The sequence below is a fragment of the Mycobacterium ulcerans subsp. shinshuense genome (assembly GCF_002355775.1).
Classification (GTDB): Bacteria; Actinomycetota; Actinomycetes; order Mycobacteriales; family Mycobacteriaceae; genus Mycobacterium; species Mycobacterium marinum.
Map to the genome: position 1 here is coordinate 1285048 of NZ_AP017624.1, position 22930 is coordinate 1307977.

Annotated in this window: 13 protein-coding genes and 1 pseudogene; 6 read left to right on the forward strand and 8 right to left on the reverse strand. The window is 67.7% G+C overall.

Annotation, left to right across the window (positions count from 1 at the left end; translation table 11 throughout):
* Positions 1–41 precede the first annotated feature (41 nt).
* The gene (locus tag SHTP_RS06045) at positions 42–2567 is read right to left on the reverse strand and encodes an ATP-binding cassette domain-containing protein (RefSeq protein ID WP_096370063.1); all 2526 of its coding nucleotides are present in this window, start codon (positions 2565–2567) and stop codon (positions 42–44) included.
* A 24-nt stretch (positions 2568–2591) separates the two neighbouring features.
* Positions 2592–5211 (reverse strand): annotated as a pseudogene (locus tag SHTP_RS06050) (ATP-binding cassette domain-containing protein).
* Between the two features lie 176 nt (positions 5212–5387).
* Here SHTP_RS06050 and SHTP_RS28585 point away from each other — a divergent pair.
* Positions 5388–5534 (forward strand): hypothetical protein, encoded by a 147-nt coding sequence (locus tag SHTP_RS28585; RefSeq protein WP_193376256.1) that lies wholly within the window; start codon positions 5388–5390, stop codon positions 5532–5534.
* A gap of 53 nt (positions 5535–5587) precedes the next feature.
* On the opposite strand, the gene SHTP_RS06060 is transcribed toward SHTP_RS28585, so the two are convergent.
* The gene (locus SHTP_RS06060; protein ID WP_096370064.1) at positions 5588–6781 is read right to left on the reverse strand and encodes an NADH:flavin oxidoreductase; all 1194 of its coding nucleotides are present in this window, start codon (positions 6779–6781) and stop codon (positions 5588–5590) included.
* Positions 6782–6888: 107 nt separating this feature from the next.
* On the opposite strand from SHTP_RS06060, the gene SHTP_RS06065 reads away from it, so the two are divergent.
* Entirely contained in the window at positions 6889–7734 is an 846-nt protein-coding gene (locus tag SHTP_RS06065) for a bifunctional methylenetetrahydrofolate dehydrogenase/methenyltetrahydrofolate cyclohydrolase (RefSeq protein ID WP_012393057.1), read from the forward strand.
* Positions 7731–8024: a DUF3017 domain-containing protein gene (locus tag SHTP_RS06070; protein WP_096370065.1), complete on the forward strand. Its 294-nt coding sequence runs from the start codon at positions 7731–7733 to the stop codon at positions 8022–8024. Before SHTP_RS06065 ends, SHTP_RS06070 begins: the two co-directional genes overlap by 4 nt.
* Before the next feature lie 3 nt (positions 8025–8027).
* Here SHTP_RS06070 and SHTP_RS06075 read toward each other — a convergent pair whose 3' ends face one another.
* Complete coding sequence (locus tag SHTP_RS06075) at positions 8028–8444, reverse strand: DUF732 domain-containing protein (RefSeq protein ID WP_096370066.1); 417 nt, start codon at positions 8442–8444, stop codon at positions 8028–8030.
* 244 nt (positions 8445–8688) lie between these two features.
* On the opposite strand from SHTP_RS06075, the gene SHTP_RS06080 reads away from it, so the two are divergent.
* The 3 genes from SHTP_RS06080 to SHTP_RS28595 all read left to right on the forward strand — a co-directional run bounded on the left by SHTP_RS06080 (position 8689) and on the right by SHTP_RS28595 (position 20169).
* Entirely contained in the window at positions 8689–10140 is a 1452-nt protein-coding gene (locus SHTP_RS06080) for an FAD-dependent oxidoreductase (RefSeq protein WP_096370067.1), read from the forward strand.
* 247 nt (positions 10141–10387) lie between these two features.
* Positions 10388–16729: a type I polyketide synthase gene (locus tag SHTP_RS28590; RefSeq protein WP_231991710.1), complete on the forward strand. Its 6342-nt coding sequence runs from the start codon at positions 10388–10390 to the stop codon at positions 16727–16729.
* Positions 16730–16749: 20 nt separating this feature from the next.
* On the forward strand, positions 16750–20169 hold the full coding sequence (locus SHTP_RS28595; protein WP_231991711.1) for a type I polyketide synthase: 3420 nt from the start codon (positions 16750–16752) through the stop codon (positions 20167–20169).
* Positions 20170–20208: 39 nt separating this feature from the next.
* Here SHTP_RS28595 and SHTP_RS06090 read toward each other — a convergent pair whose 3' ends face one another.
* The 4 genes from SHTP_RS06090 to metX form a co-directional block, all read right to left on the reverse strand.
* Entirely contained in the window at positions 20209–20505 is a 297-nt protein-coding gene (locus SHTP_RS06090; protein ID WP_011739587.1) for a hypothetical protein, read from the reverse strand.
* Between the two features lie 61 nt (positions 20506–20566).
* On the reverse strand, positions 20567–20914 hold the full coding sequence (locus SHTP_RS06095; RefSeq protein ID WP_015354773.1) for a heme-binding protein: 348 nt from the start codon (positions 20912–20914) through the stop codon (positions 20567–20569).
* 139 nt (positions 20915–21053) lie between these two features.
* The gene (locus tag SHTP_RS06100; protein ID WP_011739589.1) at positions 21054–21791 is read right to left on the reverse strand and encodes a class I SAM-dependent methyltransferase; all 738 of its coding nucleotides are present in this window, start codon (positions 21789–21791) and stop codon (positions 21054–21056) included.
* A complete protein-coding gene (metX, locus tag SHTP_RS06105; protein ID WP_096370068.1) occupies positions 21785–22924 on the reverse strand; it encodes a homoserine O-acetyltransferase MetX in 1140 nt (379 codons plus the stop codon). The genes SHTP_RS06100 and metX overlap by 7 nt, the downstream gene beginning before the upstream one ends.
* Positions 22925–22930 lie beyond the last annotated feature (6 nt).

The window sequence follows — 22930 nt, forward strand, 5'->3', positions numbered from 1 at the left end:
ATCTGCATCGGATGGGCTGATGCACTAGGCGACTGTGCTGCTCACCGCTTGAGCCGGATGCGCCACCACACCACGGCCGAGTAGACCACCGACAACGCGGCAAGCATCGCCATATCGAACAGCCATGCCGTCGTCGAGTGCGTCCAGTGGCTGTCCTCGGGGCTCATCGAGCCGGGCACCAGTTCCCGCAGATTCACCGTGGCCGCCGACGCGGCGTAGCCCCAGCGGGCGGGTGTCAGCCACGACAGCTGGTCAAGAAAGATCCGATCGGTCACCGGCACGACACCGCCGGCGAGGACCAACTGGAGCATCAGCGACACCACCAGCAGCGGCATGATCTGCTCGTTCGAGCGCGCGATCGGGGACAGCAGCAGTCCGAGAATCGCTGATGCCATGCAGGTCGCCGCGACGGCGGTGAACAGCTCGAAACTCGGATTGCCGAGCAGTACCGCCGGTTGCGTCGGCGCGCCCTTGCCCAGCAACACGATGTCGGTCGCGATCGCCGCCTGGGCGACGGCAAACGCACAGAACACCGACACCTTGGCGCTGAGGTAGGCCCACGTCGGCAAACCCACGGCCTGCTCGCGACGGAAGATGGCGCGTTCACCGATCAGGTCGCGGATGGTCAGCGCGGTACCCATGAAGACCGCGGCAATGCTGAGCAGATTCAGAATTTGGGCGGCTTCGTCGGGTGTCTGACTGGTCGCGTCGGCAATGCCGAACCCGGTGTCACCCGGAACCGTCAGCGACAGCGCACCCAGAATGAACGGCAGGATAGCGAGGAAGGCGAAGTAGGCGCGGTCGGCGATCACCAACCGAACCTGTCGGCGGGTGATGGTGGAGAACTGGCGCCGCACGCTGGTGTGGGCGGGCGCACCGAGGTCGGTGGGCGTCTGCGGCTGCGCGGGTGCTGCGGCGCGGTGCTGGGCCAGGAAGCGGCGATTGGCCTCGTCCGGATCGGCGCCCACCTTGGCGAAGATGTGGGCCCAGTTGGTGGTGCCCATGGCTGGGCCGATCTGATCGGGCGGACCGAGAAACGCCGTCTTGCCCCCGGGCGCCATCAGCAGCACCTGATCGCAGATATCGAGATAGGTCAGCGAGTGCGTGACCACCAGCACCACCCGCCCGGCGTCGGCCAGTTGCCGCAGCATCATCATGACTTGCAGGTCCAGTGCCGGGTCCAGGCCGGAGGTCGGCTCGTCAAGGATCAGTAGCGATGGTCCGGTGAGCAGCTCGAGTGCCACCGACGCGCGCTTGCGCTGTCCGCCGGACAGCTTGTCGACTCGGGTGTCGGCGTGCTGGGTGAGCTCCAATTCGTCGAGCACACCGGCGACGACCTGGGCGCGGTCCTCTTTGCTGGTGTCGGGTGGCAACCGAAGCTCGGCGGCATAACCGAGGGCCTGGTTGACCGTGAGCTTTCGGTGCACGACGTCGTCCTGGGGGACCATCCCGATCCGGCTGCGCAAGGACGCGTAGTCGGCGTGGATGTTGTGGCCCTCGAAGGTGACCGTGCCAGAGCTGGGGCTGGTGTAGCCGGCGATGAGCCGCGACAGGGTGGTCTTGCCGGCCCCGGAGCCGCCGATCACGGCGGTCAAGGTACCGGGTCGGGCGGTCAACGAAATGTTTTCGAGCAGCCCGTTGCCGTTGATGCTGAAGTTGACCGCGTTGACTTCGAGTCCGCCGGCGCGGGTGGCCACCTGGGTGTGGCGCGCCAGGGTGCCCCCGGTGAACGCGAGGTCGACGTTGCCGATGGTGACGATGTCGCCGTCGCTGAGGATCGCTGACCCGACGCGGATTCCGTTCACGAAGGTGCCGTTGATGCTGTGCGCGTCGCGGATCTCGGTGCCGATCCGGGTCGGTGTCAAAAACGCGTGATGGCGCGACGCCAGCACGTCGGAGACGACGATGTCGTTGCTGGCAGCGCGGCCGATCGAGATGGTGTCGGCAAGCGCGGGCGCAAGGCCCGAGTCGGCGCCCAGGACGTCGACCGTTCGGTCCGGGTAGTGCGAGGCGGTGGTGTGCGCACCTGGGCGGGCGGGCGGCGGGAGCAGCGGTATGGCGCTGGTGAGCTGGGCGCTGGCGACCGGGTCGGGTGGACGGTCGGGCGGCGGGGACGGCCAGCTGGGACGGCTGGGATAGCTGGGCGGCCCCGGCCGGTACCCAGGCCCCGAGGGGGATGGGCCGCCCGACGGCGGCCGGTCGGCTGGGGCGAGTGCAGGCATGGTCTCCGGCGGCGGCAGTAGCCCGATCACCCCCTGGTGATGTCCCACCTCGAACGTGATGCGCGGCCCGTCGGCTCGGCCCAGGTTCATGGCCAGCCCGTCACGGATGTCGATCAGCGGGACCCGACGTCCGTCCACATATATCCCGCTTTGCGAATTGTTGTCGATCGGGACCCAGCTGCCCTGCTCGAAGCGCAGCAGCAGGTGCGCGCGGTCGATGAGCGGATGCGCGACACGCAGGTCGGCGTGCAGATCACTTCCGACGATCACGTCGGGGCCGGCGGCAAAGCTGCGCTGCGACGGGCCCGACCGGACCGTCAGCACCGGCCGCTGAGCTCGCGTCATCACTTCACCCTAGTTGTGCGGGTGTCAGCGCCGCTTGAGCCGAATCTTCCACCACACGATGGCGGTATAGGCGATCGACAACACCGCGAGCATGGCCATGTCGAACAGCCATGCGCTGGCCTTGTGGTCCCAGTGCTGGTCCTTCGGGTCGGTCGGGCCCGGCACCAGCCGGTGGGTTCGATCGTCGACGCCGACGCCGCAAAACCCCACCGGGCGGGCGTGAGCCAGGACAACTGGTCGAGCAGGAAGCGGTTGGTCACCCAGATCATGCCGCCGGAGAACACCAGCTGAGACATGATCGACACCACCAGCATCGGCATGATCTGGTCCTGGGACTGGGCCAGCGACGACAGGGCCATACCGAGCAGCGCCGAAGCGACGCACGTGGCGGCGACGGTGACGAACAGCTCGAATCTGACATCACCCAGCAGCACCGCGTCCGACAGCGGTTTGCCCCAGCCGACCACCGAAATCGTGGTGGCGATCGCCGCCTGAGTGACCGCAAAGGCGCAGAAGACCACGATCTTGGCGCCCATGTAGGCCGCCGTCGACAAGCCGACAGCCTGCTCTCGTCGGAAGATGGGACGCTCTCCGATGAGGTCACGGATGGTCAGCGCGGTACCCATGAACACCGCGCCGACATTGAGCATCACCAGAATCTGGTCGGGCTGGGCGGGATTGATGCCCATCGGGTCCGACATGCCGTACCCGGTCTTGCCGCGCACGGTGAGGGTCAGTGTGCCGATCAGGAAGGGCAACAGCGCCAAGAACACCGTGTAACCCCGGTCGGAGATCACCAGCCGAATCTGGCGACGGGCCACCGTGGAGAACTGGTGCAGCACGTCGGTGTGCACCGGTTCGCCCAAGTCGACCGCCGGGCTGGCCTCGGACGGAAAGGCCGGCTGCTCCTGCTTCTGTTCCAGGAACGGCGGTTGGCTTCGTCGGGGTCGGCGCCCACGTTGGTGAAGATGTCGGCCCAGTTGGCGGTGCCCATGGCCTGGCTGATTTCGCTGGGCGGGCCCAGAAAGGCCGTCTTGCCCCCCGGTGCCACCAGCAGAAGCTGGTCGCACACGTCGAGGTAGGCAACCGAGTGCGTCACGATGAGTACCACCCGACCGGCATCGGCCAACTGGCGCAGCATCAACATCACCTGCCGGTCCAGTGCGGGGTCCAAGCCGGTGGTCGGCTCGTCGAGAATCAGCAGTGACGGTCCAGTGAGCAGTTCCAGTGCCACCGACGCACGCTTGCGCTGGCCGCCGGAGAGTTTGTCGACGCGGGTTTCGGCGTGCTTGGTCAGTTCGAGCTCTTCGAGAACCTGGGCGACCACCTGGGCGCGGTCCTCTTTGCTGGTGTCGGGGGGAAGCCGTAGTTCGGCCGCGTAGCCGAGTGCCTGGCTGACGGTCAGCTGGCGATGCACCACATCGTCTTGCGGAACCATTCCGATCCGGCTGCGCATGGACGCGTATTCGGCATGGATGTTGTGGCCTTCGAAAGTCACCGTGCCCGAGCTGGGACTGGTATACCCGGCGATCAGCCGCGACAGTGTGGTCTTGCCGGCCCCGGACCCACCGATGATGGCGGTCAGCGTGCCGGGGCGCGCGGTCAGCGAGATGTGGTCGAGCAGCTGTTTTCCGCCGTCGACGGTGAAACAGACCGATTTGACCTCCAGGCCGCCGCTGCGGGTGGCCGCCTCGGTGCGGCGGATCAGGGTGCCGCCGGTGAACACCAGGTCGACGTTGCCGATGGTGACGACGTCGCCGTCGCTCAAGACCGCCGAACCCACCCGGACCCCGTTGACGAAGGTGCCGTTGACGCTGTGCGCGTCACGGATCTCGGTGCCCAACGGTGTCAGGGTCAGGAATGCGTGATGTCGCGACGCCAGAACGTCCGGGATGACGATGTCGTTATCGGTGGCCCGGCCAATGGTGACCGAGCCGGCCGGCCGCTCGGCGCCTCCGGACCTGGGTAGCAGCGCATGGAACATCTTGGTCGCGAGGTTGGCCACCTCGGGAGGCTTGGTGGCCTGCTGCGGCGGTTGCGGTCCGGGACGCGGTGGTGGCGGGGGGAAGTTCGACGGTGGTGGGGGTGCCGGGCTGGCGGGATACCCGGTGGGGCGCCACGGGGTCGAGCTACTCGGGTACATGGGCTGGCCCGTTCTGGCCGGACCGGGCGGTGCAGCCCCGGGGTGAAACCGCGCGGTCGGCGGCGCCTCGTGGCTGGTATGGCTTCCGGTCGATGTCGGCCCAAGCGCAACGGGGTGCTGACCGGAGGGGCGGACCATCGAAGGGGTGACCCGCATCGAATCGGTTTGGGGTGGGCGTCCCGCCATCCCCACGTGCCGCCCCACCTCGAAGCTCAGGAGCGGACCGTCGGGGTTTCCGATGTTCAGGCTCTGGCCATCATAGATCTCGACCATGGGTACGCGACGGCCGTTGATGAACGTCACGTTCAACGAATTGTTGTCGATCGCCAGCCATCGGCCCTGGTCGAAACGCAGGAGGAGATGAGCACGCGAGATCAGCGGATGGGTGATCCGCATATCGGCGCGCAGGTCTCGTCCGACCACCACGTCGTGGCCCGCTGCGAAGGTGCGTTCTGATCCGTCGCAGCGAACGGTCAGCGCCGGCGGCGCAGGCTGAGGCATCGCATCAACTTTAGCCAAGCTCCCTTGTTACCCTGCTCCGCCGCGCTCACCGGAAACACCAGCATCCGCGCCGCAATGGGCCTGATACGGGTTGTCGCCGGCCGACCGAGCCTTCCGGCGCCTGGCCGCTTTGCTCACCGCAACCCTCGACGGGCAGCGGTGGACAGGGCGGCTTGTTGTTCGGCAGCGGCGGTGGCACACCCATGCCGGGCAGTCTCATCGGCGGCACCGGCGGCGCCAGTGCCGGCAATCCGCCGGGAAGCCCCGGGGAAGATGGGAATGCGGGCATTGTCGGTGCCGGTGGGCTGTTGATCGGCGGGTAGGGCGAGCAGCACCGATTTCCTTGCCGGCACCCGACACGGATCGGGTCATCGGCTCAGTCCGGCGCCCCGGTGACCACACAGCGGGTGCGGCTGTAGATGGTCGGCATGCACTGGTTGTAGTGCGTGCAAGCCGAATGCACCCGGTTGCCTTCGGCGGCGATCCGGTTGATCAGATCCGGCTCGGCCAGCAGGGCACGTGCCATCGCGACGAACTCGAATCCCTCCGCCATGGCCAGATCCATGGTCTCGCGGTTGGTGATGCCGCCCAGCAAGATCAACGGCATCGACAACTCAGAGCGAAACAGCAGCGCATCCCGCAGCAGATAGGCGTCCCGATAGGGGTACTCCCGCAGGAACTTCTTGCCCATCATGCGCACCCCCCAGCGCATCGGGGGTTTGAAAGCGGCGGCGAACTCCTTGACCGGCGCATCGCCGCGGAACAGGTACATGGGGTTGACCAGCGAACTGCCCGCGGTCAGCTCGATCGCGTCCAGCCCACCGTCTTCTTCGAGCCATTTGGCGGTTCTCAGCGACTCCTCGGTGCTGATGCCGCCGCGAACCCCGTCGGCCATGTTGAGCTTGGCGGTCACCGCGACATGGCTGATCCCGTCCTTGTCCAGGGCGCCGCGGACGGCCCGCACCAATCCACGCGCGACCTTGGCCCGGTTCTCCAGCGAACCACCGAACTCGTCCGCGCGTCGGTTGATCAGCGGAGAAAGAAAGGAACTGGCCAGGTAGTTATGGCCCAAATGGATTTCCACGGCGTCGAAACCCGCCTCGACCGCCAACCGGGCGGCGTTGGCGTGCGCGGCCAGCACGTCGTCGATGTCATCGCGGGTCGCCCTCTTGGCAAACCGCATCGCGATCGGATTGAAGAATCGCACCGGGGCCAGGGCGGTCGCCTTGTTGGAACGGGCGTCGGCCACCGGGCCGGCGTGCCCGATCTGGGCGCTCACCGCCGCGCCCTCGGCGTGGATCGCCTCGGTGAGTCGGCGCAGCCCCGGCACCGCTTCCCGGCGCATCCAGATCTGTTCCCCGCTGGTGCGCCCGCCGGGGGAGACCGCGCAATAGGCGGCGGTGGTCATGGCGATCCCGCCCGCGGCGGGTTGGCGGTGATATTCGATCAGATCGTCGGTCACCAGCGCATTGGGTGTCCGGGCCTCGAAGGTCGCCGCTTTGATGACGCGATTGCGCAGCGTCAGCGGGCCGAGCTGGGCGGGGCTGAGCACGTCCGGCGTGGGGGACATAAGGGCGAGCGTAATGGCGATCGCAAGCGCCGCACCCGGGTTTGCCGGCCGGGTGGCGCGGGGTCAGCCTGACCGGGCCCCGATGCGCTCATGCCAGACTGTCTGGCGTGGGCGCAATAACGCTGGATGGCAAGGCCACCCGCGACGAGATCTTCGTCGATCTCAAACAGCGGGTCTCGGAACTGAACGCATCGGGCCGCACACCCGGGCTGGCCACCATCTTGGTCGGTGAGGACCCGGGGTCACAGGCCTATGTGCGCGGCAAACACTCCGACTGCGCCAAGGTGGGCATCACATCGATCCGCCGCGACCTGCCGGCCGACATCTCGACCGCCACGCTCAACGAGACGATCGACGAACTCAACGCCAACCCGGACTGCACGGGCTACATCGTGCAGTTGCCGCTGCCGAAGCATCTGGACGAGAACGCCGCACTGGAGCGCATCGACCCGGGCAAGGACGCGGACGGCCTGCACCCCACTAACCTGGGCCGGCTGGTGCTCAACACACCGGCCCCGCTGCCCTGCACCCCGCGCGGCATCGTGCACCTGCTGCGCCGCTACGACGTCCCGATTGCGGGGGCACATGTGGTGGTGATCGGCCGGGGCGTGACGGTCGGGCGCCCCTTGGGGCTGCTGCTCACCCGCCGCTCGGAGAACGCCACGGTCACCCTGTGCCATACCGGAACCCGCGATTTGCCCACACTGACCAGGCAGGCCGACATCATCGTCGCCGCGGTCGGGGTGCCCCACATGTTGACCGCCGACATGGTGCGCCCCGGTGCCGCGGTCGTCGACGTGGGCGTGAGCCGAGTCGACGGCAAACTGACCGGTGATGTGCATCCCGACGTATGGGAGGTCGCCGGCCACGTCTCGCCCAATCCCGGCGGCGTCGGACCGTTGACCCGGGCGTTTCTGTTGACCAACGTCGTAGAGCTGGCCGAACAGCGATGACCGTGCGGGATTTCGCCGGGCGCGCGCTGCGCGCTCAATGGCCAATCCTGCTGGTCGGGCTGATCTTCGCGGTGGCGTTCGCGCTGGCCGGGGCAAACTTCTGGCGCCGAGGTTCGTTGTTGATCGGAATCGGTGTGGGTGTGGCCGCCGCGCTGCGGTTGGTGTTGTTCGACGACCGGGCCGGCCTGCTGACGGTGCGCAGCAAAGCGACCGACTTCATCACCATGACCTCGGTCGGCGCCGCGATGGTCTACATCGCGTCCACGATCGATCCGCTTGGTACCGGCTGAGCCCTAGAACCCCGGTACGCCCGGTACGCTGGGTATGGCCGGCACCCCCGGAATGCCCTGCAGGGGGAGATTGCCGCTGGTCACATTGGCCATCACCGACGGGCAGTACATGGAAATCGCGATACTGGTGAAGGTAGCCGCCATCTCCGGAGACATGCCGCTACCGCCGGCGACGACCTTCGACGCCGCCGAATTGAAGGATCCACCCGGCTCGGACAGGACCGGGCACACACTTCGGCCCAATGCCTCCGCACCTCCCGCGTCGCCGTAGTTGACCCCGGCCGCGTTCAACGCGTTGATGAACACGTCGTCGACGGAGTCGGCCTCAGCCGGCGCCGCGAGCGCGGCAGAAGCGGTCAGCAAGCCCGCGGCCCCCGCCAGCAGCCGAACGGTCAATGGTTGGTAGCGCCATGCCCTCATGCTTGCTCCCATCGGATTTGGAGCGCACCAGGGCCATCCGGGCACACTCAAGCAACCTCAGGAACCTTGCTCGCTCGTTGTCACATTTCGAACACGATGCCGTAAAAGTTTGCGCTCTATGTGTATTGGATCTCGGCCGGTATCCCAGCCTTCCGGTAGGTGATGGTGTTGCAACGACACGATCCCGTCACGGCGTGACGCAACACGTGATGCGGCAGTGCGGTTGGCCGCGCGGTGTATAACAATGCGGCCCATGATTTCTCGCCAGACGTTTCTTCGCGGCGCCGCCGCAGCGACGGCGGCCGGGTTGGGTTCGGCCCTATTCGGATCCGCACGTGCTGTGGCCGAACCGGTCAGTGGTTGGAGCGCTCTGGCGTCCTCCATCGGGGGCCGGGTGCTGCTGCCGAGCAACGGCGCCTCATTTACTTCCGGCAAGCAGGTTTTCAACTCGCTCTACAACAACTCGAACCCGGCGGCGGTGGTGACAGTCACGTCGCAGGCCGACGTGGAGAAGGCGGTCGCGTTCGCGGCCGCCAACAAGCTCAAGATCGCCCCGCGCGGCGGCGGACACTCCTACATTGGCGCGTCGACCGCCGTCGGTGCGATGGTGATCGACCTGCGTGGGCTGCCGGGCGGAGTGAATTTCGATGCCGGCAGCGGAACCGTCACGGTGCCCGCCGGGGTGAGTCTGACCGACGTGCACCAGGTGCTGGCCGGCGCCGGCCGGGCAATTCCGACCGGCAGCTGCCCGACCGTGGGTGTGGGCGGCTTGGCGCTCGGCGGCGGAATGGGCGCCGACTCCCGCCACGCCGGCCTTACCTGCGATGCGCTGCGGTCGGCTACCGTCGTGTTGCCCAGCGGAGAAACGGTGACCGCCTCCGCGGAGGATCATCCCGATTTGTTCTGGGCGTTGCGCGGTGGTGGGGGAGGGAACTTCGGGGTTACCACGGCGATGACGTTCGAGACGTTCCCGGTCGCCGACTCCGATGTGGTGCGCGTCGACTTCACTCCTTCGTCGGCGGCGCAGGTGCTGGCCGGCTGGCAGACCTGGCTGGCAGCGGCCGACCGCGACACCTGGGGCCTGGTCGACATGTCGGTAAGTGCCGCACAGGCCAATTGCCATGTGCTGGCGACATGTCCGGCGGGTGCGGGGCGGGGAGTGGCCGACGCGATCAAGTCCGCTGTCGGTGCGCAGCCCACCGGCATCGAGACCAAGACGTTCAACCACATGGAATTGGTGAAGTACCTGGCCGGCGGCAGCTCCGCGAGTTCACCGCGTGGCTTCGTGGCCGGATCCGATGTCATCGGCACCGTGAATTCCGCTGCAGCACAAGCAATTGTCGCGGCGGTGGGGAAATGGCCGCCGGCGTCGGGGCGGGCGTCGGCGCTGGTCGACACGCTTACCGGAGCGGTGGGTGACATCGAACCGACCGCTACCGCCTTCCCATGGCGGCGTCAGTCGGCGGTCGTGCAGTGGTATGTCGAGACGCCCAGCAGTGGGCAAACGGCCGCTGCCACCAAATGGATCAACTCCGCACACCAAGCGGTGCAACAGTTCTCGGTCGGCGGCTACGTCAACTATCTGGAAGCCAACACCGCGCCCTCGCGATACTTCGGGTCGAATCTGTCTCGGTTGACCCAAATCCGCCAGCGATACGACCCCAGCCGGTTGATGTACTCCGGACTCAACTTCTGACGGCTACCCCCTCGGGATCGGGCCGCTCGGGGGGCAGCAGACGGGGTTGGTGACCCAGTAGCCGCCGGTGGGGGGACGGGTTTCACCGGCGAAGCCGTAGAGGTTGGCTGGGTGCGGTTTGCCAGTCGTGGCCGTACGCCCGGCCTGCGGTGCGCGCCACGCCCGGTGCGCGGGCGGCTTTCGCTGGGCCGATTTGGTTCTCCGAACGGTCTATCCACCCGTCGGATCATCCCCTAACGTCTTAGCTGTGCTCGACCACTCGATTTCCGCAGTGTTGCGGGAACGTGCCAGTCTGCGGCCCAGCGAGACCGCATTCACCTTCATCGATTACGAACGGGACTGGGCGGGGATTGCGGAAACTCTGACGTGGCCACAACTGCATCGGCGGACGTGCAACGTCGCGCGGGAGCTCAAAGCCTGCGGGGCGACCGGGGACCGCGCCGTGGTGCTGGCGCCGCAGGGACTTGACTACATCGTTGCGTTTCTCGGCGCACTGCAGGCCGGTCAGATCGCGGTTCCGCTCTCGGCTCCGCTGGGCGGGGCCAGCGACGAGCGCGTTGGTTCGGTGTTGCGCGACGCGTTGCCCTCGGCCATTCTCACCACGTCCCCGATCGCCGGCGACGTCGCCGAGTGCATCACGTTGACGCCGGGGGAGCGCGCGCCCTCAGTCATCGAGGTTGACCTGCTGGACCCCGACTCCGGGCAAGGACCCGCCGCCGAGTCCGACAGCGGGTCAGACATTGCGTATCTGCAGTACACCTCCGGGTCGACCCGGACGCCGGCGGGCGTCGTGGTCTCGCACAGAAACCTTCTGGCCAATGTCGAACAGGGCATGTCCGCCTATTTCGGCGACCACGGGCGCGCTGCCCCGCCCGACACGACCGTGGTGTCGTGGCTGCCGTTTTTTCACGACATGGGCTTGATGTTCGGAATCATCATGCCGCTGCTGGAGGGATTCCACAGCGTGCTCACCAGCCCGATATCGTTCTTGCAGCGCCCGGCCCGGTGGATGCAGTTGCTGGCCAGCAACTGTCAGGTGTTTTCGGCAGCACCGAACATCGCTTTCGAATTGGCGGCACGAAAGACATCAGACGACGACCTGGCCGGGCTTGACCTCGGCGGCGTGCGCAACATTCTCAGTGGTGCCGAGTGGGTACAACCCGCGACGCTGGCGCGCTTCGCGCAGCGGTTCGCCCGCTTCCACCTTCATCCCAGGGCACTACGGCCGTCATACGGGCTCGCGGAAGCCACCGTGTTCGTGGCAATCCGCGAATGGGGCCAACCGCCGGTGACCGTTTACTTCGACTCCGACGAACTGACCGCCGGCCACGCGAAGCGGTGCACAACCGGGACCGGTACGGCGCTGATCAGTTACGGCGCAGCGCAATCGCCGACGGTACGCATCGTCGACCCGCAGACCGCCACCGAGTGTCCGGCCGGCGTGGTCGGCGAGATCTGGGTGCACGGCGACAACGTCGCGGCCGGCTACTGGCACCGGCCCCAAGAGACCGAACGCACCTTCGGCGCAACGCTTGTCGGCCCGTCGCCGGGCACACCACCGGGACCTTGGCTGAGAACCGGAGATTTGGGCGTCTTCTCCGAAGGAGAGCTGTTCATCATCGGCCGCATCAAGGATCTGCTGATCATCTACGGGCGCAACCACTCACCCGACGACATCGAGGCGACGATCCAGGAGGTCACTCGGGGCCGCTGCGTGGCGATAGCGGTTCCCGATGACGGCGGCGTCGAGAAGCTGGTTGTCATTGTCGAATTCAAGACGCGGGAGACGTCGCACGAGGCCACGATGCACCGAATGGGCGTCGTCCGCCGTGACGTCATCGCCGCGATATCGAAGACACACGGTCTCAATGTGGCGGATCTCGTTCTGGTGCCGCCCGGTTCGATTCCCCTGACCACAAGCGGCAAGGTCAGACGACGGGAGTGCCTGCAGCGGTATCTGTACGACGAGTTCACCCGCTTGGACGGGCAGCTCCGCGAACCCGGGCCGCGGGTGGCCGATGCCGCGGCTGCGGATGCGGACGCCGGGGCCGACTCAGGGTTGGTGCAACGGCTGCGACTGCTGCGCCACCAGCAACATGACCTGCTGGTGGTGGTGGTGTGCGCGCAGGCGGCGACGGTTTTGGACTATCCCAGCCCCAACGACATCGACCCCGAGTGGGCGTTCCAGGACCTGGGATTCGATTCGGTGAAAGCCACCGAATTGCTTGACCGTCTGCAAACGGTCACCGAGCTGACATTGCCGCCAACCTTGGCTTTCGACTACCCCACGCCGGTCGCCTTGGCCACCCACCTGGGCCAGCTGTTGAGCGGATCGGTTGCGGTGGCCGCGCCGGTGCAGCCTCGGGTGAGCACCGATGAGCCGGTGGCCGTGGTGGGGATGGCGTGTCGGTTCCCGGGCGGCGTGGATTCGGCTGCGGCGCTATGGGATCTGGTCGCCGGCGGCACCGAGGCGGTGGGGGAGTTTCCGGCGGACCGGGGCTGGAACCTGGCGGAGTTGTTTGATCCCGATCCGGATGTGGTGGGCAAGACCTACGCCCGCGCTGGATCGTTTGTGGCCGACGTCGCCGGATTTGACGCCGAATTCTTCGGTATCTCGGCGCGGGAAGCCCAAACCATGGATCCCCAGCAGCGGTTGCTGCTGGAAGTGTGTTGGGAAGCGTTGGAAACCGCCCAGATTGATCCGGCCGCGTTGCTGCGCTCGAAGACCGGGGTGTTCGTCGGAGCGTGGTCACAGCAATACGGCGGTGGGTCCGAAGGCGCGGAGGGATACGGCTTGACCGGTCTGTCCACCAGCGTGGCTTCCGGTCGTGTCGCCTATGCGCTGGGTTTGCAGGGGCCCGCCATCACCATCGACACGGCGTGCTCTTCGTCGCTGGTGGCCGCGCATTTGGCGTGTCAGTCCTTGCACACCGGAGAGTCGACTCTTGCCCTCGCCGGGGGCGTCACCGTGATGACCGCGCCGGCGGTGTTCACCGAGTTCGCCCGGCAGCGCGGGCTGGCCGCAGATGGGCGCTGCAAAGCGTTTTCCGCCGCCGCCGATGGCACCGGCTGGGGCGAAGGGGCCGCGGTGCTGGTGCTGGAACGGCTCAGCGATGCAAATCGCAACGGCCACCCGGTGTTGGCGGTCATCGCCGGATCGGCGATCAACCAAGATGGCGCCTCAAACGGTTTGACCGCCCCCAGCGGGCCCGCTCAACAACGGGTCATCACCCAGGCCGTCGCCAACGCGGGTGTCGGGCTCGATGAGGTTGATGCCGTGGAGGCCCACGGCACCGGCACCACGCTGGGCGACCCGATCGAGGCCGGAGCCTTGATCGCCACTTACGGCGCTGCACATCACCCAGACCATCCACTGTGGCTGGGGTCGATTAAATCGAACATCGGCCACACCCAAGCCGCAGCTGGTGTCGCCGGACTGATCAAGATGATCGCGGCCCTCAACCACGACAGTCTGCCGCCGACCCTCAACGTTGATCGCCCCAGCCCGCACGTCGACTGGTCGGCCGGCACCGTCCGCGTCCTCACCGAGCCGGTGCCCTGGCCGGTCACCGATCATCCCCGTACCGCGGCGGTGTCCTCGTTTGGAATCAGCGGCACCAACGCACATCTGATCCTGCAACAGGCCCCCACCCCGTCGAGCGGGTCGCCTGAGCCGGCCGGTCGGCCCCAGCACGGTGCCGAACTCGGGCTGCCCATGTGGCCCGTTTCGGCGCGAACCCCGGCAGGGTTGGCTGCCCAGGCCGAACGGCTGCACCAACACCTGCTCCGCCATCGGGACCTCGATCTCACCGACGTGGGCTACAGCCTGGGCTGCACCCGCACCCACCACCCGCACCGGGCTGTCGTTACGGTGCCGGCCGCGAGCCCCGATCCCCGGGCTGAGCTGTTGGCGGCACTGCAGGCGTTGGCCGCCGGCGACCCGCACCCTCAACTCGTCCAACACCACCTACGGTCGACATCGGCGGGAAAGACCGTATTCGTCTTCCCCGGCCAGGGCGGCCAATACCCGGGCATGGCCGCCGAGCTATACCGCCGTCACCAGGTGTTCTCCCGTGCGCTTGACGAGTGTGATCAGGCTTTGTTCGGCTGGACAGGCTGGTCGGTAGGTGCCGTGGTGCGCGGTGAGCCCAGCGCCATGGCGCTGGAGCGGGTCGATGTGGTCCAACCGGTGTTGTTCGCGGTCATGGTGTCTTTGGCCCGCACCCTGATCAGCTACGGGATCGAACCGGACGCGGTGATCGGACATTCCCAGGGCGAGATTGCCGCGGCCTATGTCGCCGGGGTGTTCACCCTCGAGCAGGCCGCCAATATCGTGGCACTGCGCAGTGCCGCCCTCGCGGATCTGTCCGGGACCGGGGGGATGGCGTCGGTGTTGCTCGGCGCTGACGAAGTGGCGGCGCGGCTGCGGCCTTACGGTGACGCGCTGACGGTCGCTGCGGTCAACGGCCCCACCCACACCATCATCAGCGGTGATCCCCCCGCGATTGAGGCGTTCGTCGCCGCCGGTGAGGTCGATGGCATCCAGATCCGTTCCATCACCGTCGATTACGCCTCACACTGCGGACAGGTCGAGCCTGCGCGCGAGCGCCTACTCGGCGAGTTGGCCGGGTTGACCCCGGCGCCGGGACGGATTGCCTTGTATTCCACCGTGCATGGCGTCACGTCGGACCAGCCGTTGGACACCACCACGATGACCGCCGACTACTGGTACGCCAACCTGCGACAACCGGTCCGCTTCTACGACAGCATCAAAGTTCTGCTGGCCGCTGCCGAGCAGGTGTTTGTGGAAATATCCCCGCACCCGGTGCTGGCCCCGGCCATCACCGACACCTTGGCCGCCAGCAACGGGCGACGCCCCGGCTCGGTGGTGATTCTGACCCTGCATCGCGAGCGACCCGACCTGGACGCCCTGACTACGACGCTGGCGCGGTTGCAGGTTCATGGTCGTAGCCCGGCCTGGCCGGTGGTGTATCCGCACGCCCGCCCGGTGCCGCTGCCGACGTATCCGTTCCAGCACCATCGGTATTGGCTCACAACGGGACCGGGCAATGACGCGGCTGGTCTTGGTCTGGATCGCGTCGGGCATCCATTGTTGGGGGCGATCACCGCGTTGGCGGACCGAGACGAGGTGATCGCCACTGGCCGGTTGGCTCTTGGTGTGCAGGGCTGGCTTGGCGCTCACCGGGTGGGCGATGTGGTGGTGCTGCCGGGCACCGCCTTCGTCGACATGGCGTTGGCGGTCGGGGATTACGTGGGGTGCCCGGCCGTTGCCGAACTGGTGTTGCACGCCCCCCTGGTGCTTGCCGAAGACACGCCGACCGATATCCAGATCGGCGTGGCCGGCGCCGATGGGGGTGCACGGCGCGTGTTCAACGTCCATGCCCGCACCGGTACCGGCCACCGCGGCGAGACGGGGTGGGTGTTACATGCCAGCGTAATCCTGGCCGCCGGACCAGCCGCTGCCGGCCAACCTCCCATGGCGGCCTTGCCGGTGACGGAATTCGATGTCGCGGACTTCTACCAGCGGCTGGCCGACCGCGGTCTGCACTATGGCCCTCCGTTCTGCTCGGTGCTCGGGATCGGCCACGAGCCGGCAGACCCCGACCACATCTACGCCGAGGTGGCCCTGCCCGCCGGAACCGACATCACCGGCTACGGAATCCACCCGGCTCTGCTGGACGCCGCGCTGCATCCGATGGCCGCCGCCCTGGGCGCCGGGGCGGACTCGGAATCGGCGGCGGTCCGGCTTCCGTTCGTCTTGAGCGGGGTCACCCTGCATGCGACCGCGGCCACCCGGCTGCAGGTGTGGCTGACCCGCAGCAGTGCCGACACCTTCACCCTGTACGCCAGCGATCCCGCCGGCGCGCCGGTGATCAGCATCGACACGGTTGTTGTGCGGGCCCTACCCGACCTGGCGACTCTCACCCCACCCACGACGGCGACGTCATCCGGGCGGGGCTTGTGGGAGCTGGCCTGGCCACCGCTGTCCTCGGCCGGCGCGCCCGGTGCCGCCGCCGTGGCCGAGCCGCCGGCGTGGGTGGTGGTTGCCGAAGATCCCGATGCCGTCTCGGCTGGTCTGCGCAACGGCGTCAGGAGCCCCGATTTGGATGCTGTGCGGCCATGTCCCCCGGTGGTGATTTGGTCCTTGTCCCCGCCGGATCTTCGCGGCGATGACGATGCCGTCGTGTCGAGCATGCATTCGCTGACCCGACACGCGTTGGCCGCGGTTGCGGCCTGGTTGGCCCGCCCCGACACGGCCGAGACGGTGCTGGTGGTTCTGACCTGTCGCGCGGTGGCGATCAACGCCTATGAGCGGGCGCCGAATCCGGCTCAGGCAGCGGTGTGGGCGCTGCTGCACAGCGCCCAAAGCGAGCACCCGGGCCGGATCCGGTTGGTCGACACCGACCACGCCGCCAGCAGTACCGACACGCTGCTACAACTGCTGGGCAGCTGCACGGGTACGGGCGGTGAACCCCAGCTGGCCCTGCGCGCCGGTGTCGCTCACATGCCCCGGCTGGCCCCGGCCCGGGCGTTGACCCCACCCCCCCCACCCCGCACTGGCGGCTAATCACCAGCGGTAGCGGGGATTTGGCCGACCTGACCCTGGCCCCCACCCCCGCACCAGCAGAACTGGGGCCCAGCGAGATCCGAGTGCAGATCCGCGCTGCGGGCTTGAACTCCGATGATGTGGCGGTCGCGTCAGCCGCGACCAGCCACCGCGACGCTGGTGGTGAGGGCCAACAAGACCACCAAGGGCTTGGGGTGGAAGCCACCGGGATCGTCATCGACACCGCCGGCGATGTCGACGACTTCGCGCCGGGGGATGCGGTGATGGGGATCTTCCCCAATAACGCATTCGCCCCCACCGCGGCCACCGATCACCGCGCTGTGGTGGCGATCCCGCCGGGCTGGTCCTGCCCCCAAGCGGCCTCGGTCCCGGTCGCGTTTGTGACCGCATACAGCGCTCTGATCGATATCGCGGCGCTCCGCGCCGGACAGCGGGTGCTCATCCACTCCGGCGCCGGTGCGGTTGGCCGGGCCGCGATCCGCATTGCGCAGCACCTGGGTGCCGAGGTGTTCGCGACCGCCGATCCCGCCGAGCAGCACATCCTGCGCGGGTTGGGCATTCCCGAGGATCACATCGCTTCCTCCCGCGCCCGGGACTTCGGCGACACCTTGGCCGCGGCCACCGGCGGGCGCGGGATGGACGTGGTCTTGAACGATCTGCGCGGCGATCTTGTCGATGCGTCGCTGCGGCTACTGGCCGCGCCCGGGTGCTTTGTCGAGATCGCCAGACGCGACATCCGGGAAGCCACCGACGTCGCACAAACCCATCCCGGCCTGAGATACGTCGTCTACGACATCAGCACGGCCACGCCCGAACGGCTGCAACGCACCTGGGCCGCGGTGAGCGAGCTGATCAATGCCGCGGTCATCGAGCCCCCGCCCGTGACGGCCTACGGGCTGCTGCGCGCTCGCCAAGCGTTTCGGGATATCAGCGAGGCCCGGCCTACCGGGAAAATCGTGCTCATCGCCCCTGCGGCACTCGACCCGGCGGGCACCGTGTTGATCACCGGGGGCACCGGCATGCTCGGCGGCCTGTTCGCCGAACACCTGCTCACTCACTACGGTGTGCGCCGGCTGCTGTTGACGTCCCGACGCGGCCCCAGCGGCGTCGGGGCGGCCGAGCTTGCGGAGCGCCTGAATGGGTTGGGTGCCCAGGTCACCATCAGCGCCTGCGACTGTGCCGACCCCGCCCAGTTGGCGGCCCTGATCGACTCGATTCCCACCGAGCACCCGCTGACCGCGGTCATCCATGCTGCCGGAGTGCTCGACGACGCGGTGACGAGCCAACTCACCGCACAGCAGCTCGACACCGTGCTGGCCGCCAAAGCCGATAGCGCCTGGCGCCTACACCAGTTAACCGCCAACACCGAGCTGGCCGCGTTCGTGTTGTTCTCCTCTGCCGCCGGGGTCCTGGGGGCCCCGGGACAGGCCAACTACGTCGCGGCCAACGCCGTCCTGGACGCCCTGGCCCGCGAGCGCGGGCCAGGAGCCACCAGTCTGGCCTGGGGGTATTGGCAGCCCTCCTCGGGGATGACCGGCCACCTCGATGCCCGCGATCAAGCCCGCCTGACCCGCAGCGGCATGGTCCCGATCACCACCAGCGCGGGTCTGGCTCTCTTCGACGCTGCCCTTGGCGTGCAGCACCCCAATCTGATCCCGGCCCCGCTGAGCACCCGAGCGCTGGCGGCCCTGGCCCGCGAGAGCAGCCTGCCCCCGATCTTCTCGGCGCTGATCAGCACCCGGCCCCAAGCCGCCGTGGCCGACTCACGCGCGCTCGGCGCCCGGCTGGTGGGACTGACCCCCGAGCAACAACACGCCATGCTGACCAAACTGGTCCTCACCGCCACCGCGGCGGTGCTGGCACACCCGGACCCGGCCGCCATGGATCCGGACCAGCCGTTCAAAGACCTCGGTATCGACTCGCTCAGCGCGCTGGAACTGCGCGGAGCCCTGTTGGCCCAATCCGGAGTGGACCTGCCGGCCACTCTCATCTTCGACCACCCCAGCCCCGCCAGCGTTGCCGTCCACCTGGCCGACCTGCTCAGCGTCGCCGCGGTGCCCGCGGCCGCGGCGGCTCAGGTCGGCAAGCGTGCCGCCGAGCCGGCCGACGATAGGCTCGCCTACCTGGATCAAGCGGCATTCCTCGGGCTGCGGGCGGGCTACGGCTCGCTGATCCAGATGATTTGGATCTACGACCGGGCCGTCGATGTAGAGGGGTTGCGGCGTTTCCACCGCAATCTCGGATGCGGGTTGTTGGGACGCCGGATCGAGCGGTCTCCGTTGCCGTTCGCGCGTGATCGCTGGGTCTCGGCTCCGGTGTCGCAGAAGATCGACTTCGCCACAACGCCACGACGGCGCGCAGACGTGGGCGCATGGGCCGATGAGCGGGCGCGCCTGCCCATCGATCCGGAGTGGGGGCCGGGCTGGCATCTTGGCGTCGTTGGACTCGATGACGGCGGCACCGCGGTGAGCCTGGTGGCTTCGCACACGATCGCCGACGCGATCGCTTTCGGCCAGGCGGTGGTCAATGCGGCCGAGGGGAGGACCCAGGATCTGGGTTATCCGGCTGCGGGGTCGCGCATCCTCCGGCGGGCGCTGCGCGAGGATCTCCGGCAAACCGTCAATGAGCTGCCCAAGATCGCGCACGCGTTCGGCGGTGTGGTTCGTCGGCTTCGCCGCGATCGCCAGGAACTGCAATCCTCGATCAAAGCGGCCCCGCCGCCGCCGCGGATGGCCGGTGGCGACCATTCCGTCGAGGTGCCTGCCGTGACCGCCTACATCGACCTGGCGGACTGGGATGCGTGCGCCAAAAGGCTTGGTGCGAAGAGTAACTCGCTTGTGGGAGGGGTTGCCTGCAGACTGGCGGCGAGGGTTGGGCGGGTTCAGGGCGACGGAACGGTCACCCTGCGCATTGTGGTGTCGCTTCGCACCCAAGACGACACCCGTGGCAACGCACTGACGGCCGTTGACGTCGCGGTCGACCCGGCACACGCGGCGACAGACCTCAGGGAGATGCACGCCAAGATCACCCGGGCAATCCTGGAAGGGATGGAGGATCTCGACAACGAGTTCTTGGCGCCGCTGCCACTGGCGGCGATAACCCCGAGGTGGGTGGCCAGGAGGCTGGTTGGGATGGCAGCGGGTGGCCCCACTCTCCCCGTCACTTGCTCCAATGTCGGTGACGTGCCTCCGGCCGCCAACCGGCCCGACGGCACCGATGCCGACTTCGCCTACATCAGACTGGTCGAGCCCGATATCGCCAAAAGCGTGCTCGAGGGCACCGGTGGACGAATGCTGCTGGCTTCGGGGCGGGGCCGCGGCAAGATGTGGATCGGAATCTCTGCGTATCTTGTCGGTCATTCCAACACCAAAGATGAGCTGCGCGAGGTCGTTTCACGTACCTTCGCCGAATTCGGTCTGAATGCGGAGATCGACTGTTAGCGGGCGGGGCCATTGCGCGGCTTGGGAACTCCGCTGACGCTAGCGCCCACGCCCCGGCAGACCGACATGCCCCGGGTTCACCTTGACGTTGGGCAGGTTGATGTTCGGCACGCTGACGTTGGGCACGACTTGTTCGACCGAGTTGAGGTTTGGCACCTTGGCGTCGATGTCCACCGACACGCCCGGGATGCCGAGGTCATCGAGGGGCAGGTCATGGATCGGGGCCGAGCTCGGTTGGATGTGCGGTGAGCTGGCGGGAAAGGCGGCCAGGGTCGCCGCCACACCAGCGGCGGCAGCCGCGAGGATGGTGCAGAGATAGATACGCCTGAGTTGCATGGCGGTTTCCTTCCGACGGGGCCGGGCTGGGGTGCCGGCTCGCGACGACGGGCGACTCGGCTTACTGGCACCGGTCCTTGAAGTCGACCACGGGCTGACGGATGCCGTCCAGGTCGGCTTTCACGTCCGGGTTGGCATTGAGGTAATTCTGCACGTTCTCACGCATTGCATCGCGTTCCTGCCCCCTGAGCCCGGTGAAGAATTCGTTGACATCGGGATGGGTGAACAGATAGGTCGAGGTCGCGGCGGCAACGCCGGCGGAAATGCCGGCCAGGTCGGCGGTCGTGCAGTTGGGTGGGGGATCGGCGACGGCGATCGCCGCGCTGCCCAGCAGCATCGCGGCGCCCAGCGCCCCGGTTGCGATCCCAACCGCGATCGTGCGGTATCCGGTAGGGGCTGCGAGCGACATGGCTGCCTCCTCGGGTTTGTCGAGCACTGCGATCAAGTTCATCGCGCAGACCAGCTGCCTGACGAGGGCCGAAAGTCCCATGCTGGTCGCGAGGCCGGCCGGAGGAGGCGGCCGGGATCTTCGTGTCGGTGCTGCCTGGCTAGGCGGCCAGGGTCGCGCTCACGCACACCGTGACGTACGGCAATGCCAGACCGGCCGAGTTGGCCAGCGCCGGATGCGTGGCCAACAGCTCACGCACCTGATCGAGGGTCTTGGTGCGGACCTCGGCCGGTGAGGTGATGCAGTAGCTGCGCGATGCGACCAAGTCGATCAACGCTTGCGGGGTCAGGTAATTGGTCCACTCCACGTGATGGCGCGCCACACCCGTGAACGGTTCGGGCAGCGTGACTTTGTCGCGCACCGGGTCGCTGTCGCGCCCGATGATCCGGCCCAACTCGCGTACCCAGCCGAGCCGCTCGTCGCGGGTGTTCCACACCAGTCCCAGCCGGCCGCCGGGCCGCAGCACCCGGGCCACCTCGGGGATCGCCCGCGCCGGATCCACCCAATGCCAGGCCTGGGCGACCAGAACGGCATCAACGCTGTTGTCTTCCAACGGTATCTCTTCGGCGGTACCCAGCAGCGCCAGCGTTCTCGGCAGCGACGCGCGCAGCACCTCGAGCATCTCGGGAATGGGGTCTACGGCGACCACATCGAGTCCGCGTTCGACCAGGCGGGTCGTCAACTTGCCGGTCCCCGCACCAAGATCGAGAACGTCGCGCGCCCCTGCCGGCAGCAGCCAGTCGATCGCTTCGGGTGGATAAGACGGGCGGCCCCGCTCGTATGCGGCCGCCGCCGAACCGAACGACAGCGATGGGTCCTGGGCGGACCCGCTCACCATGGACGCGAGCTTCGGTCTTCGGCCAATCGCAGTGTCTTGTGGATCAATTCACCGACGGCCTCGGACTCCATCAGAAACCCGTCGTGGCCACGGATGGAATCGACGACCTCCAGCCCGGCGCATCCGGGCAACAGATCGGCCAGCTCCTGCTGCAACCGCAGTGGGTAGAGGCGATCGGAGGTGATGCCACCGACGACCACCGGGACCGGGCACCCCCGCAGCGCAGCGTGTATCCCGTCCCTGCCGCGGCCGACATCGTGTCTGTTGAGAGCCTCGGTCAGGATCACATAACTACCGGCATCGAAGCGGGCCAGCAGCTTGTCGCCCTGATGTTCCAGGTAGCTCTGGATCGCGTAGCGCCCGCCGTCCGCGGGATCCTCGCCGCCCTGACCGTCGTTGGCGAACCGGCTGTCGAGTTCGATCTCGCCGCGGTAGGTCAGGTGTGCGAAACGGCGGGCGACCTTCAGCCCGGCTTCGGGCTTGCAGCCGGTCTCGTGATAGTCGCCGTTTCGCCAATTCGGGTCAGCCTTGATGGCTGCGATTTGCGTTGTCTGAGTGCCGATCTGGTCAGCGGTGGCGCGCGCACCCACCGCCAGCAGCAGCGCCGAGCGCACCCGATCGGGATGGCCGACAATCCACTCCAGCGCGCGGGCGCCGCCCATGGATCCGCCGACCACGGCGGCAACCTGGGTGATGCCCAGCGCCGCCAGGGCGGCCATGTCGGCTTCCACCTGGTCGCGCACCGAGATCAAGGGAAATCTCGAGCCCCAGGGTTTTCCGTCCCGGGCAAGTGAGCTGGGGCCGGTGGAGCCGCGGCAACCACCCAGCACGTTGGTGGCTACCGCGCACCAACGGTTGGTGTCGATCGGCGCGCCCGGGCCGACCATCCCGTCCCACCAGCCCGGGGTGGAATGCCCGGGGCCGGCGGGGCCGGTGACGTGCGAATCACCGGTGAGCGCGTGCAACACCATCACCACGTTGTCGCGGGTGGGGGACAACTCGCCCCAGCGCTGCAACGCGATGCAGACGTTGTCGATGACCGCACCGCTTTCCAGGCGCAGTGACCCGATATCGACCAGGCGCACTTCGCCTTCGGCGGGCAGTGTTTGGGTGGGCACGTCGGAGATCGTCACGTCGGT